The organism is Citrobacter sp. Cu233 (assembly GCF_030332225.1).
Lineage (GTDB): Bacteria > Pseudomonadota > Gammaproteobacteria > Enterobacterales > Enterobacteriaceae > Citrobacter.
Genome location: NZ_JAOWIF010000042.1, coordinates 320,770 through 334,630 on the forward strand (window position 1 = coordinate 320,770; position 13,861 = coordinate 334,630).

Sequence of the window (13,861 nt, forward strand, 5' to 3'; positions counted from 1 at the left end):
TAAAGCAGGACATCACCATGCAGCAGCCCAGGAACTTTGATGACATCAAATTTACCTCTATTCACCGCCGGATAATGCTGTGGGGCAGCGGTGGACCATTCCTGGATGGGTATGTGCTGGTGATGATTGGTGTTGCGCTAGAGCAGCTCACGCCAGCGTTAAAACTGGATGCCGAGTGGATTGGTCTGCTGGGTGCCGGAACGCTGGCTGGGCTATTTGTTGGTACGTCGCTGTTTGGTTACATTTCCGATAAGGTCGGGCGGCGCAAAATGTTCATCATCGATATTATCGCCATTGGCGTGATATCGGCGGCGACGATGTTTGTGACCTCGCCCGTTGAGTTGTTAGTGATGCGCGTATTAATTGGGGTGGTCATTGGCGCCGATTACCCGATTGCGACTTCGATGATCACCGAGTTTTCCAATACCCGTCAACGCGCGTTTTCCATCGGTTTTATTGCCGCGATGTGGTACGTCGGTGCCACCTGCGCCGATCTGGTCGGCTACTGGCTGTATGATGTTGAGGGCGGATGGCGTTGGATGCTCGGCAGCGCCGTGATCCCCTGCATTTTGATCCTGATTGGCCGTTTTGATCTTCCTGAATCGCCGCGCTGGCTGTTGCGAAAAGGCCGGGTGAAAGAGTGTGAAGCGATGATGATCAAACTGTTCGGTGAACCGGTGGTGTTCGACGAAGAAGCGCCACAGGAAACCCGTTTTCTTCAGTTGTTTAATCGTCGTCACTTTCCATTTGTTTTGTTTGTCGCGGCCATCTGGACCTGCCAGGTGATCCCGATGTTTGCTATTTACACGTTTGGTCCGCAGATTGTTGGCTTGCTGGGCCTTGGTGTTGGGAAAAGCGCCGCGTTGGGTAATGTGGTGATCAGTCTGTGTTTCATGCTGGGCTGTATTCCACCGATGTTCTGGCTCAATAGCGCAGGTCGTCGGCCGTTGTTGATTGGTAGCTTTATTATGATGACGCTGGCGTTGGCCGCTTTGGGGCTGATCCCTGATATGGGGGTCTGGCTGGTGGTGCTGGCCTTCGCTGTGTATGCGTTTTTCTCTGGAGGTCCAGGGAACCTGCAATGGTTGTATCCTAATGAACTGTTCCCTACCGATATTCGTGCGTCTGCCGTTGGTGTGATTATGTCGTTGAGCCGCATCGGAACCATTGTTTCAACATGGGCACTGCCGATCTTCATCACTAAATATGGGATTAACTCCGTGATGTTAATGGGGGCAGGGATTTCGTTGATTGGCCTGCTGGTTTCTATTGCTTTCGCGCCAGAAACGCGAGGATTGACGCTGACACAAACCAGTCAAATGACGATTCGTAGAAAACCGATACCCAAAGCGAGTGTTTAAGAGTGTTCTGTATTTTCCCTGTGACTCAGTCAGTTAGCCTACAGTTAACGGGTATATCACTGAAAATGACTGAAAAGCAGGGAGAACACCATGCAAAAACATATTCTGATCACTTCTATTTTTACCGCCGCAGCACTGTTTACTGTTGCCGGTTGTTCCTCTAATCAGGCGGTGAAAACGACCGATGGCAAAACGATCGTCACCGATGGCAAACCGCAGGTGGATGAAGATACGGGCCTGGTCTCGTATAAAAACGCGGAAACGGGTAAGACGGAACAAATTAACCGCGATCAGGTTAAGAATATGAGCGAGCTGGACAACTAGTTCAGTTTTCTACATTCATCTACTCAATAATATTGACTTTTAGCCTGCGGATTAACTGACTAAACTCACTGTTATTACAATAATGCAGTGAAGCAGGCTAATCATGATTCTCATCATTTATGCACATCCCTATCCGCAGCATTCGCATGCGAATAAGCGGATGCTTGAGCAGGTAAGGACACTGGAGGGGGTAGAGGTTCGTTCGCTCTACGAACTCTATCCCGATTTCAATATCGATATCGCTGCAGAACAGGACGCGCTGTCACGTGCGAGCCTGATTATCTGGCAACATCCCATGCAATGGTACAGCACACCTCCGTTACTCAAACTGTGGATGGATAAGGTCCTCTCCCACGGCTGGGCGTATGGTCACGGCGGTACCGCGCTGCATGGCAAACACCTGATGTGGGCCGTAACCACTGGCGGCGGTGAAAACCACTTTGATATCGGTTCCCACCCCGGGTTTGACGTGCTTTCCCAGCCTTTACAGGCCACGGCGTTATATTGCGGACTCAAATGGCTGCCACCGTTTGCCATGCACTGTACGTTCATCTGTGATGATGAAACGCTACAGGCGCAGGCGCGCCACTATAAACAACGTCTGATGGAATGGCAGGAGGAGCACCATGGATAGTCATACGCTGATACAGGCGCTGATTTATCTCGGTTCGGCAGCGCTGATTGTACCCATCGCCGTGCGGCTGGGCTTAGGGTCGGTGCTAGGCTATCTCATCGCCGGGTGCATTATCGGTCCGTGGGGCTTGAGGTTGGTGACGGACGCCGAATCTATCCTGCATTTTGCGGAAATCGGTGTGGTGCTGATGCTGTTTGTTATTGGTCTGGAGCTGGATCCACAGCGTCTGTGGAAGCTACGGGCCTCAGTGTTTGGCGGCGGTGCATTGCAGATGGTGGTCTGTGGTGGGCTGATTGGCCTGTTCTGTATGTTCCTCGGACTGCGCTGGCAGGTGGCGGAGCTGATCGGTATGACGCTGGCGCTTTCATCCACCGCGATTGCTATGCAGGCAATGAATGAACGTAACCTGATGGTGTCGCAAATGGGGCGTAGCGCGTTTGCCGTGCTGCTGTTCCAGGATATCGCGGCCATTCCGCTGGTGGCGATGATCCCATTGCTGGCAGCGAGCGGAGCATCGACAACACTGGGGGCATTTGCGCTGTCGGCGCTTAAAGTGGCGGGGGCGCTGACGTTGGTGGTGCTGTTAGGGCGTTATGTCACGCGTCCGGCATTGCGTTTTGTCGCCCGCTCGGGCCTGCGAGAAGTGTTTAGCGCCGTCGCGCTGTTCCTCGTTTTCGGCTTTGGTTTGCTGCTGGAAGAGGTCGGGTTGTCAATGGCAATGGGCGCGTTTCTGGCGGGCGTTCTGTTGGCGAGCTCTGAGTATCGTCATGCGTTGGAAAGCGATATTGAGCCTTTTAAAGGCCTGCTGTTAGGGCTGTTTTTCATCGGCGTGGGTATGTCTATCGATTTCGGTACGCTGATTGATAACCCATTGCGGATTATCGTTCTGTTGGTCGGTTTCCTGGTCATTAAAACGGTGATGCTGTGGCTTATTGCCCGGCCATTACAGGTGCCGGGTAAGCAGCGTCGCTGGTTTGCCGTATTATTAGGGCAGGGCAGTGAATTTGCTTTCGTGGTATTTGGCGCGGCGCAAATGGCAAATGTGCTCGATCCCGAATGGGCGAAAGCACTGACGCTGGCGGTGGCATTGTCGATGGCGGCTACACCGATTTTACTGGTTGTCCTGACGCGTCTGGAAAAATCGGCTACCGGTGAAGAACGTGAAGCGGATGAAATTGATGAAGAACAACCGCGGGTAATCATCGCTGGGTTTGGACGTTTCGGTCAGATAACTGGTCGTCTGCTGTTGTCGAGTGGCGTCAAGATGGTGGTCCTTGATCACGATCCGGATCATGTTGAGACGTTGCGCAAATTTGGTATGAAGGTTTTCTATGGCGATGCGACTCGTATGGATCTGCTGGAGTCTGCGGGAGCAGCCAAAGCGGAAGTGATCATTAATGCAATCGACGATCCCCAAACCAGCCTGCAACTGACCGAGATGGTGAAAGATCACTTCCCGCATCTGCACATTATTGCTCGTGCGCGCGATGTGGATCACTACATCCGCCTGCGCCAGGCCGGGGTGGAAATGCCGGAACGTGAAACCTTCGAAGGAGCATTAAAGACCGGACGACTGGCGTTGGAAAGTCTCGGGCTTGGGCGCTATGAAGCACGTGAGCGAGCTGACGTCTTCCGGCGCTTCAATATATTGATGGTTGAGGAGATGGTGAAAGGCGAAGATGACGCGATTTCCCGCGCGGCTGTTTATAAGCGTACCAGCGCAATGCTGAGTGAAATTATTGCCGAAGATCGTCAACATTTATCGTTAATTCAACGCCATGGCTGGCAAGGCACGGATGAAGGTAAACATACGGGCGACACCGCCGATGAGCCGGAAGTGAAACCGTTAGCGTAGGGAAAAATGTGATGTTCTGCAAACTTTACTGCTAATTGGCTGTTTTTGAACTACTGTAATGCTGGGAGTCCACTCAGAATTCACGGACTCGCCAGCAGAACAGAAAATTTTCCTGCACATCTTCCTTTGGCTAGTCGACGAAAGATTGCGCTTTCCGTATAGTGGCGACAATTTTTTTGTATCCGGGAAATAATCAATGATCAGTCTGATTGCGGCGTTAGCGGTAGATCGCGTCATCGGTATGGAGAACGCCATGCCGTGGAACCTACCTGCCGATCTCGCCTGGTTTAAACGTAATACCTTAAACAAACCGGTTGTCATGGGACGCCATACCTGGGAATCCATCGGGCGACCGCTGCCTGGGCGTAAAAATATCGTCATCAGCAGCAAACCCGGCACCGACGATCGCGTGCAGTGGGTGAAGTCTGTTGATGAGGCGATTGCAGCCTGTGGCGATGAACCTGAAATTATGGTGATCGGCGGTGGGCGCGTGTATGAGCAGTTCCTGCCGAAAGCGCAGAAACTGTATCTGACGCATATTGATGCGGAAGTGGAAGGGGATACGCATTTCCCGGACTACGAGCCTGATGACTGGGAATCCGTGTTCAGCGAATTCCACGATGCCGACGCACAAAACTCCCACAGCTACTGCTTCGAGATTCTGGAGCGTCGTTAATTTGGATGCCTGATGGCACATTCGTAGGCCGGATAAGGTGCGAGCACCGCATCCGGCAGACGACTATCAGGCGTTTACCGCCTCGCCGGGATCCAGATTCAAATGGCGATTTGATGCCTGCACGAAGTACTGTTTGTCTTCCCAGCGCAGACAGGTGAGATCTCCCCCCCAACAGCAGCCCGTATCCAGCGCGTAAATACCTTCCGGTGTGCCTTTTCCCTCCAGCGATGCCCAGTGTCCGAATGCAATGCTATAGGCTTCACTGACGGGACCGGGTATAGCAAACCACGGCTTTAGCGGGGCTGGGGCATCTTCTGGTGACTCTTTGCTGTACATATCCAACTGGCCGTTGGGGAAGCAGTAACGCATGCGGGTAAAGGCGTTAGTAATAAAGCGCAAACGGGCCAGTCCCGTCAGCTCCGGCGTCCAGTTGTTCGGCATGTCGCCGTACATCGCATCAAGGAAAAACGGATAAGAGTCACTCGACAGCACGGCTTCCACGTCCCGTGCACAGTCTTTCGCGGTCTGCAAATCCCATTGAGGGGTAATGCCAGCATGCGCCATGACCAGTTTTTTCTCTTCGTCTACCTGCAGCAGCGGCTGACGGCGAAGCCAGTTAATTAATTCGTCAGCATCCGGTGCTTCGAGCAGCGATGTGACTCTGTCTTTTGGTTTATTACGACTGATTCCGGCAAACACGGCCAGCAGGTGTAAATCGTGATTACCCAATACCAGGCGCACGCTGTCGCCCAGCGATTTCACATAGCGCAGGACGTCCAGCGATCCTGGCCCACGTGCGACCAAATCGCCGGTGAGCCATAAGGTGTCTTTTCCAGGGGTAAAATCTACTTGATGCAGCAATGCTGTCAGTTCATCGTAGCAACCATGAACGTCGCCAATCAGGTATGTTGCCATAGATATTGTTTTAATGAATGAGTGTTGGAACGGCAAGTCGGAATACGGGAATATCGATAGTAAAGGCGATGCCCTGCTCATCGATCATTTCGTAATGACCCTGCATGGTGCCCAGCGGTGTTTCAATAACGGCACCGCTGGTGTATTGGTACTCTTCGCCAGGTTCGATGTGAGGCTGAACGCCAACTACACCTTCACCCTGAACTTCGGTTTCGCGCCCATGACCATTGGTTATCAACCAATAACGCCCCAACAGCTGCACTGGCGCTCGCCCCAAATTGCGGATAGTCACGGTATAAGCAAAAACGTAACGTTCATCATCAGGTGAGGATTGCGCCTCAATGTAGACGCTTTGTACCTGAATACACACTCGGGGCGAATTGATCATGCTTAACTCTCCTTCGAAGGCGCGTTTTCTGACAGATAGTTAGCCATCCGGCAGTATTGCGCGACAGAGATATTTTCCGCTCGCATTGCCGGGTCAATGCCCAACTCTGTCAGGACTTCAACGCTGAACAGATTTCCGAGGCTATTACGTACCGTTTTACGGCGCTGATTAAACGCTTCGGTAGTAATGCGGCTCAGGACGCGAACATCTTTAACCGGGTACGGCATCGTCGCGTGAGGGACCAGGCGTACAACGGCGGAATCTACTTTCGGTGCTGGTGTGAAAGCCGACGGTGGAACTTCGAGCACCGGGATCACATTGCAGTAATATTGCGCCATGACGCTTAATCGACCATACGCTTTACTGTTTGGCCCTGCAACCAGACGATTGACCACCTCTTTTTGCAGCATGAAATGCATGTCGGCAATGGCATCAGTATAGGTAAAAAGATGGAACATCAGCGGTGTGGAGATGTTGTACGGCAGGTTGCCAAATACGCGCAGCGGCTGACCCATCGTTTGTGATAGCTCACCGAAGTTCATGGTCATGGCATCTTGTTGATAAATAGTCAGCTTTGGCCCTAAAAACGGGTGTGTTTGCAGACGCGCAGCCAGATCGCGGTCCAGTTCGATGACCGTGAGCTTGTCCAGACGTTCGCCTACTGGCTCGGTCAATGCAGCAAGGCCCGGGCCGATTTCGACCATTGCCTGACCCTTTTGCGGGTTGATAGCAGAGACAATACTTTCGATCACAAACTGATCGTTGAGGAAGTTTTGCCCGAAACGTTTACGGGCTAAATGGCCCTGATGGACTCGATTATTCATTGGTATTAACAATCATTTTGATGGCGAGGTTAAGCGCCGTAATAAAACTGCCGACATCTGCTTGCCCACGACCCGCCAGTTCAAGTGCGGTGCCGTGATCAACGGATGTGCGAATAAAGGGCAGGCCCAGCGTGATATTCACTCCGCGACCAAATCCCTGGTATTTTAGCACGGGGAGGCCCTGATCGTGGTACATTGCCAGCACGGCATCCGCGCTGTCGAGATATTTGGGCTGAAACAGGGTATCTGCAGGCAGTGGACCGTTTAATGTCATCCCCTGCGCACGCATTTCATCCAGTACCGGGATGATGGTGTCTATTTCTTCCGTCCCCATATGACCACCTTCTCCCGCATGCGGGTTCAATCCGCAAACCAGAATATGCGGATCGTTCAGGCCAAATTTAGTACGTAAATCATGATGCAGAATGCCGATCACTTCTCGCAATAATGCCGGGGTAATGGCGTCAGCAACGGCTTTAAGCGGCAGATGTGTGGTCGCCAGAGCAACACGCAGTTCTTCCGTCGCCAGCATCATCACGACTTTCTTCGCTTGTGAGCGGTCTTCAAAAAACTCAGTATGACCGGTAAACGGCACGCCAGCGTCATTGATCACGCCTTTGTGAACGGGGCCGGTTATCAGCGCTGCAAACTCGCCCTGTAGACAACCATCGCAGGCACGGGCCAGCGTGTCGACCACATATTGCCCATTCTCTACCGCCAGTTGACCCGCGACGACAGGTGCACGTAGCGCAACCGGCAATAGCGTCAGCGTACCGGCTGATTGTGGTTTGACTGGAGTATCCGGAGAGTAGGGTAGGAGCGAGAGCGGTAAACCGAGCATGGCTGCCCGGTCACGGAGTAGCGTGGCATCAGCACAAACAACGAGTTCTACCGGCCACTCGCGCTGTGCAAGCTGGACCACAAGGTCCGGACCAATCCCGGCAGGTTCGCCGGGAGTGATCACAACACGTTGAGTTCGAGTCATTAGTTGCTCAGAATTTTAACGTACGCACTGGCGCGCTGTTCCTGCATCCAGGTCGCTGCTTCTTCCGAGAATTTACGGTTCATCAGCATGCGATAAGCCTTGTCTTTCTGTGCCGCGTCAGTTTTATCAACATTACGCGTATCCAGCAGCTCGATCAGATGCCAGCCGAAGGAAGAGTGCACCGGAGCGCTCATCTGACCTTTGTTCAGGCGGGTCAGTGCATCGCGGAAAGCAGGATCGAAAATATCGGCTGCCGCCCAACCCAGGTCACCGCCCTGGTTTGCTGATCCCGGATCCTGAGAGAACTCTTTTGCCGCTGCTGCAAAGGTCGTTTTACCGCTCTTAATATCAGCCGCAATTTGTTCCAGTTTCAGGCGAGCCTGTTGATCGGTCATGATCGGCGACGGTTTCAGCAGAATATGGCGGGCATGAACTTCAGTCACGGAGACGTTCTGGCTCTGGCCACGCATATCGTTGACTTTCAGAATATGGAAGCCGACACCTGAACGAATCGGGCCAATAATATCGCCTTTTTTTGCGGTGCTTAACGCCTGAGCAAAGATACCGGGCAGTTCCTGAATACGTCCCCAGCCCATCTGACCGCCTTTCAGCGCCTGCTGGTCAGCAGAATAGGTGATGGCCAGCTTGCCAAAATCGCTACCGCTACGCGCTTCGTCAACCACAGAACGTGCCTGGCTTTCCGCCTGGTTAACCTGATCTGACGTTGGGTTTTCCGGTAATGGAATCAAAATGTGGCTCAGGTTCAGCTCGGTGCTGGCATCATTTTGGTTGCCAACTTGTTGCGCCAGGGCATCAACTTCCTGTGGCAGGATCGTGACGCGACGGCGGACTTCATTGTTACGCACTTCAGAGATGGTCATCTCTTTACGGATCTGGTTGCGATAGGTCGAATAACTCAGACCATCCTGAGCCAGACGGCTGCGCATTTGATCCAGCGTCATATTGTTCTGCTTGGCAATGTTGGCAATGGCCTGGTCTAACTGCTCATCAGAGATTTTTACGCCCATCTTCTGACCCATCTGCAGAACGATTTGATCCATGATCAAACGTTCCAGGATCTGATGACGCAGCGTGGCATCGTCCGGTAACTGCTGACCTGCCTGACCCGCATTAAGTTTTACTGACTGCATTAAGCCATCGACGTCGCTTTCCAGAACGACGCCGTTATTGACGACGGCTGCGACTTTATCGACTACCTGTGGGGCAGCGAAACTGGTATTCGCGACCATGGCGATACCGAGAAGCAGCGTTTTCCAGTTCTTCATACTTTTTCCATTATCAATTAACCGCAATGCGGATTACGTAGTATACCCTTCGTCTTTCCAGCCGCATTTTTGTTGGCTGCCTTTACTCACCCCAGTCACTTACTTATGTAAGCTCCTGGGGATTCTCTCAGTTGCCGCCTCAATGCAGCTCGAAATCCATTGGGTATCAATAAATCAGATCATAAAGAGCTTTGATACGGCAAAATGTTCGAACGCAGCATCTGGTTGGTGCCAAGGCCATAGTTAGAGCTCAGGCCGCGCAGTTCGATATTAAAGCCGATCGAGTTGTCATATACCGCGTGTTTCTGGGTGTCATCCCAACCATTCAGCTTACGTTCGTAGCCGACGCGAATGGCATAACAGCAGGAGTTGTACTGCAAGCCCAGCATGGAATCCGCCACTTTGTTCACATTGGTATCGAAGTAGTAAGCCCCGACGATTGACCAACGATCGGCGATCGGCACGCTCGCCACTGCACCCACCTGAGAAATCCCGTTTTTATACTGATCTGCCGTAGAGTAATACGAGGGCAGGGTCGCCTGAATATATTCCGGGCTGGCATAGCGATAGTTCAACTGCAGCATACGGTTTTCGTCGCGACGGTATTCGATGCTGCTGCTGCTGGTGGCGATACTGTCCAGGCGTGTGTCGTACTGGATCCCACTGCGTAAACCCCAACGATCGGAGATGCGCCAGTAGGTATCGCCAGCCCATACCAGTGAACCGGTTTTGTCGTCATTCTCCCATTTAATGTTGTCATCGCCAGTGCGAGACTCGGTGAAATAGTAGATTTGACCCACAGAAATATTAAAACGTTCAACGGCCGCGTCATCATAAACGCGAGATGTGACACCGGTCGTGACCTGGTTAGCAGAAGCAATACGGTCCAGACCGCCATAGGTGCGGTCACGGAACAGGCCGCTATAGTCAGCTTGCAGCAGGGAAGAGTCATAGTTATAGATATGACTTTGGTTGCGATATGGCACATACAAATACTGCGCACGCGGCTCCAGCGTCTGGGTATAGCCCGGTGCCAGCATTTCCATGTCACGTTCGAATACCAACTTACCGTCGACTTTGAACTGCGGCATGACGCGGTTAGCGGAGTCGTCGAGCTTATTTACGTTACCCGGATTGTTGTTGTACCAGTCCAGATTCGTCTGCTGGTAGTGCGTCGCCATCAGCTTCGCTTCAGTGTTGATACTTCCCCACTGATTGGATAGCGGCAGATTGATGGTCGGCTCAAGATGAACACGCGTTGCTTCCGGCATGTCGTCATTGGTATTGACGAAATGCACCGCCTGTCCATAAATACGGGTATCAAATGGACCGACGTCATTCTGATAGAAGTTGACGTCTAACTGCGGTTCTGCGGAATAACTACTGCTGTTCTGATCGTCAAAAACCTGAAACTGTTTAGTTGAGACCGTCGCATCAAAGTTTTGCACCGCATAGCCAACGCTGAATTTCTGTGTCGCATAACCGTCGGTACTGGAACCGTACTTATTGTCAAAATCATTAAAGTAGCTGGAGTCGCTGACTTTGGTGTAGTCGACGTTGAAACGCCACACCTGGTCCATCACACCAGCATGTTGCCAGTAAAACAGCCAGCGGCGTGAATTATCATCATTCGGATGTTCGTCGTCGTAGACCCGGTCGGAATTCAGATAGTCGAACTCCATCAGACCCATACCCGCCTGGGTCAGGTAACGGAATTCGTTCTCCCACATAATACCGCCACGGCGATGCATATAATGCGGTGTAATGGTGGCGTCCATGTTGGGCGCGATATTCCAGTAATACGGCAGGTAGAACTCAAAATAGTTCTTGGTGGAGTATTTTGCGTTCGGGATCAAGAAACCGGAACGGCGCTTATCGCCGACAGGGAGTTGTAAATAGGGGCTGTAAAACACAGGAACCGGGCCCAGCTTAAAACGGGCGTTCCAGATTTCAGCGACCTGTTCTTCACGGTCATGGATCACTTCGCTACCGACGACGCTCCAGGTATTGGAACCCGGAAGACAGGAGGTAAAACTGCCGTTTTCCAGAATGGTGTAGCGATTCTCACCGCGTTGTTTCATCAGGTCCGCTTTCCCACGCCCCTGACGTCCCACCATCTGGTAGTCACCTTCCCAGACGTTGGTGTCCTTCGTATTCAGGTTTGCCCAACCCTTTGGTCCCTTCAGAATGACCTGGTTGTCATCATAATGGACGTTACCCAGCGCATCGACGGTACGAACCGGAGCGGGTTGACCTTCGGCCTGCTTTTGATGAAGCTGCACTTCATCGGCTTGTAGGCGGCTGTTACCCTGCGCAATATCCACGTTGCCGGTAAACACGGCGTCATCAGGGTAGTTCCCTTTCGCGTGATCGGCATTGATGGTGACAGGTAACTCATTGGTATCGCCCTGCACCAGAGGACGGTTGTAGCTTGGCACGCCCAACATGCACTGTGAGGCGAGATCGGCTGCCAGGCCCTGTTGACTATAGAGGGCGCTGGCAATCATGGTGGCCAGAAGAGTGGGAATACGTTTTTTCATACGTTGTATTTATTGTTCCATCATCAGTAGCGTCGCGCGTGACAAACGGTCACAGCCTAACTTATCTCATCTTCACTTCGCTAGTATTAATCCTGCCCATTTTATACCCGTCACCTTTCAAGCTGCATATTCGTTGTCTTTATCGTTTTCCCCAGTTACCTGCACTGTAAAGCGCCAGGGGATGTCGTGAGGGACTTCTTTATCCCTCATCGGAGGCAGCCTGCGGTAGTTCAAATTCGTTCCAGACGAGTTTGTCACTGCGTTGCTGCCTTGTCGTAACTCGAAATCCAACGGGTATAGCGTTTGTGGTGTTAGGCACGGCATTGAATGACAGGTATGATAATGCAAATTATAGGCTATGTCCCACAATTGACCGCAGCCGTAAAACGGTAAAAGCACCTTATATTGTGGGACATAGCCTGGCCAGGAGCATAAAGATTTGGGGAATGTATGCAGTATTGGGGAAAGATTATTGGTGTGGCCGTGGCCTTAATGATGGGCGGCGGCTTCTGGGGTGTGGTGTTAGGCCTGTTAGTTGGCCATATGTTCGACAAAGCTCGCATGCGCAAAATGGCGTGGTTCGCCAACCAACGAGAGCGTCAGACGCTGTTTTTTTCCACCACTTTTGAGGTGATGGGGCATCTGACTAAATCCAAGGGACGTGTTACTGAGGCGGATATTCATATCGCCAGCCAGTTGATGGACCGCATGAATTTGCACGGTGATTCGCGTACTGCGGCGCAGCATGCTTTCCGCGTTGGAAAATCAGACAATTACCCATTACGTGAAAAGATGCGTCAGTTTCGTAGCGTCTGTTTTGGTCGATTCGATCTGATCCGCATGTTTCTGGAGATTCAAATTCAGGCCGCGTTTGCCGATGGTTCTCTGCACCCTAATGAGCGTGAAGTGCTGTACGTCATCGCTGAAGAACTGGGGATTTCGCGTACCCAGTTTGATCAGTTCCTGCGCATGATGCAGGGGGGTGCGCAGTTTGGCGGCGGGTATCAACAGCAATCTGCGGGCGGTGGCTGGCAGCAGGCGCAACGCGGCCCCACGCTGGAAGACGCCTGTAACGTGTTGGGGGTAAAAGCAACAGATGATGCAACCACCATTAAGCGCGCATATCGTAAGTTGATGAGCGAGCACCATCCGGACAAACTGGTTGCGAAAGGCCTGCCGCCAGAAATGATGGAAATGGCGAAGCAGAAAGCGCAGGAGATTCAAAAGGCTTACGAGTTAATTAAAGAACAGAAAGGCTTCAAGTAGGTTCCGGGCTATTTTACTTGCCATTTTGAACCTGGGCAGTGCTCACCACAGTCACGTACTACGTGTACGCTCCTGCGGTTGCGCGCTGTCCGTGTCCAAACTGGCTGCGCCAATAACGCCCGGTTCGGGAAGCGCTGCACCTCAAAAATCTGCCGGGACCTTAAATGTCATACTGTTGCCGTATTCGGGATGGGTGATGGTTAACATCTCTGCGTGCAGCAGCAGTCTCGGTGCCATTGCCAGCGCCTCCGGTGGCGCATAGAAGCGGTCGCCGAGGATCGGATGCCCTAACGCCAGCATATGCACACGCAGCTGGTGGGAGCGTCCGGTTATGGGTTTGAGCACCACCCGGGCGGTGTTGTCCGCCGCGAACTCTACCACTTCATACTCGGTCTGCGCGGATTTCCCGGTCTCATAACACACTTTCTGCTTTGGCCGGTTGGGCCAGTCACAAATCAGTGGTAAATCAACCAGGCCCTCGGCAGGTGCAGGATGTCCCCACACCCGCGCCACGTACTGCTTCTTCGGCTCACGCTCGCGAAACTGACGTTTGAGTTCGCGCTCTGCTGCTTTGGTCAGCGCCACTACAATCACGCCGCTGGTGGCCATATCCAGACGATGTACGGATTCGGCTTGTGGATAGTCGCGCTGAATACGTGTCATCACGCTGTCTTTATGCTCATCAAGGCGACCCGGTACGGACAACAAGCCGCTCGGCTTGTTGACCACCATAATGTGCTCGTCCTGGTACAGGATAACCAACCAGGGCTCCTGCGGCGGATTGTAGTTCTCCATCCCCATTTTCAG

General features: G+C 52.5%; 13 protein-coding genes. 6 read left to right on the plus strand and 7 right to left on the minus strand.

Going from position 1 to position 13,861, the window contains the following annotated elements; genetic code table 11:
* The first annotated feature begins 17 nt into the window (after positions 1–17).
* The 5 genes from OGX95_RS20065 to folA all read left to right on the plus strand — a co-directional run bounded on the left by OGX95_RS20065 (position 18) and on the right by folA (position 4,850).
* Complete coding sequence (locus OGX95_RS20065; RefSeq protein WP_286630721.1) at positions 18–1,361, plus strand: MFS transporter; 1,344 nt, start codon at positions 18–20, stop codon at positions 1,359–1,361.
* Between the two features lie 90 nt (positions 1,362–1,451).
* Positions 1,452–1,685 (plus strand): YgdI/YgdR family lipoprotein, encoded by a 234-nt coding sequence (locus OGX95_RS20070; protein WP_271440470.1) that lies wholly within the window; start codon positions 1,452–1,454, stop codon positions 1,683–1,685.
* A 103-nt stretch (positions 1,686–1,788) separates the two neighbouring features.
* On the plus strand, positions 1,789–2,319 hold the full coding sequence (gene kefF / locus OGX95_RS20075; protein ID WP_048212726.1) for a glutathione-regulated potassium-efflux system oxidoreductase KefF: 531 nt from the start codon (positions 1,789–1,791) through the stop codon (positions 2,317–2,319).
* Entirely contained in the window at positions 2,312–4,174 is a 1,863-nt protein-coding gene (gene kefC, locus OGX95_RS20080; protein WP_286630722.1) for a glutathione-regulated potassium-efflux system protein KefC, read from the plus strand. The genes kefF and kefC overlap by 8 nt, the downstream gene beginning before the upstream one ends.
* A 196-nt stretch (positions 4,175–4,370) precedes the next feature.
* Positions 4,371–4,850, plus strand: coding sequence for a type 3 dihydrofolate reductase (gene folA / locus OGX95_RS20085; RefSeq protein ID WP_003018873.1), 480 nt, complete (start codon positions 4,371–4,373; stop codon positions 4,848–4,850).
* A gap of 66 nt (positions 4,851–4,916) precedes the next feature.
* On the opposite strand, the gene apaH is transcribed toward folA, so the two are convergent.
* The 6 genes from apaH to lptD all read right to left on the minus strand — a co-directional run bounded on the left by apaH (position 4,917) and on the right by lptD (position 11,788).
* Complete coding sequence (gene apaH, locus OGX95_RS20090; protein ID WP_286630723.1) at positions 4,917–5,765, minus strand: bis(5'-nucleosyl)-tetraphosphatase (symmetrical) ApaH; 849 nt, start codon at positions 5,763–5,765, stop codon at positions 4,917–4,919.
* Between the two features lie 10 nt (positions 5,766–5,775).
* Positions 5,776–6,153 (minus strand): Co2+/Mg2+ efflux facilitator ApaG/CorD, encoded by a 378-nt coding sequence (gene apaG, locus OGX95_RS20095; protein ID WP_003018867.1) that lies wholly within the window; start codon positions 6,151–6,153, stop codon positions 5,776–5,778.
* A gap of 2 nt (positions 6,154–6,155) precedes the next feature.
* Positions 6,156–6,977: a 16S rRNA (adenine(1518)-N(6)/adenine(1519)-N(6))-dimethyltransferase RsmA gene (gene rsmA / locus OGX95_RS20100; RefSeq protein WP_048212723.1), complete on the minus strand. Its 822-nt coding sequence runs from the start codon at positions 6,975–6,977 to the stop codon at positions 6,156–6,158.
* Positions 6,970–7,962, minus strand: a complete 993-nt coding sequence (gene pdxA / locus OGX95_RS20105) for a 4-hydroxythreonine-4-phosphate dehydrogenase PdxA (protein WP_286630724.1) — start codon at positions 7,960–7,962, stop codon at positions 6,970–6,972. The genes rsmA and pdxA overlap by 8 nt, the downstream gene beginning before the upstream one ends.
* Complete coding sequence (gene surA, locus OGX95_RS20110) at positions 7,962–9,248, minus strand: peptidylprolyl isomerase SurA (RefSeq protein ID WP_286630725.1); 1,287 nt, start codon at positions 9,246–9,248, stop codon at positions 7,962–7,964. The genes pdxA and surA overlap by 1 nt, the downstream gene beginning before the upstream one ends.
* A 179-nt stretch (positions 9,249–9,427) precedes the next feature.
* Positions 9,428–11,788: an LPS assembly protein LptD gene (gene lptD, locus OGX95_RS20115; RefSeq protein ID WP_286630726.1), complete on the minus strand. Its 2,361-nt coding sequence runs from the start codon at positions 11,786–11,788 to the stop codon at positions 9,428–9,430.
* 450 nt (positions 11,789–12,238) lie between these two features.
* On the opposite strand from lptD, the gene djlA reads away from it, so the two are divergent.
* On the plus strand, positions 12,239–13,054 hold the full coding sequence (djlA, locus tag OGX95_RS20120; protein ID WP_286630727.1) for a co-chaperone DjlA: 816 nt from the start codon (positions 12,239–12,241) through the stop codon (positions 13,052–13,054).
* A 141-nt stretch (positions 13,055–13,195) separates the two neighbouring features.
* Here djlA and rluA read toward each other — a convergent pair whose 3' ends face one another.
* Positions 13,196–13,855, minus strand: a complete 660-nt coding sequence (gene rluA, locus OGX95_RS20125; RefSeq protein WP_137383748.1) for a bifunctional tRNA pseudouridine(32) synthase/23S rRNA pseudouridine(746) synthase RluA — start codon at positions 13,853–13,855, stop codon at positions 13,196–13,198.
* Positions 13,856–13,861: the final 6 nt, after the last annotated feature.

Bases quoted from the DNA above. Each gene is read 5' to 3' on its own strand.
- OGX95_RS20065 (WP_286630721.1), top strand. From the start codon at position 18: ATGCAGCAGCCCAGGAACTTTGATGACATCAAATTTACCTCTATTCAC.
- OGX95_RS20070 (WP_271440470.1), top strand. From the start codon at position 1,452: ATGCAAAAACATATTCTGATCACTTCTATTTTTACCGCCGCAGCACTG.
- kefF (WP_048212726.1), top strand. From the start codon at position 1,789: ATGATTCTCATCATTTATGCACATCCCTATCCGCAGCATTCGCATGCG.
- kefC (WP_286630722.1), top strand. From the start codon at position 2,312: ATGGATAGTCATACGCTGATACAGGCGCTGATTTATCTCGGTTCGGCA.
- folA (WP_003018873.1), top strand. From the start codon at position 4,371: ATGATCAGTCTGATTGCGGCGTTAGCGGTAGATCGCGTCATCGGTATG.
- apaH (WP_286630723.1), bottom strand. From the start codon at position 5,765: ATGGCAACATACCTGATTGGCGACGTTCATGGTTGCTACGATGAACTG.
- apaG (WP_003018867.1), bottom strand. From the start codon at position 6,153: ATGATCAATTCGCCCCGAGTGTGTATTCAGGTACAAAGCGTCTACATT.
- rsmA (WP_048212723.1), bottom strand. From the start codon at position 6,977: ATGAATAATCGAGTCCATCAGGGCCATTTAGCCCGTAAACGTTTCGGG.
- pdxA (WP_286630724.1), bottom strand. From the start codon at position 7,962: ATGACTCGAACTCAACGTGTTGTGATCACTCCCGGCGAACCTGCCGGG.
- surA (WP_286630725.1), bottom strand. From the start codon at position 9,248: ATGAAGAACTGGAAAACGCTGCTTCTCGGTATCGCCATGGTCGCGAAT.
- lptD (WP_286630726.1), bottom strand. From the start codon at position 11,788: ATGAAAAAACGTATTCCCACTCTTCTGGCCACCATGATTGCCAGCGCC.
- djlA (WP_286630727.1), top strand. From the start codon at position 12,239: ATGCAGTATTGGGGAAAGATTATTGGTGTGGCCGTGGCCTTAATGATG.
- rluA (WP_137383748.1), bottom strand. From the start codon at position 13,855: ATGGGGATGGAGAACTACAATCCGCCGCAGGAGCCCTGGTTGGTTATC.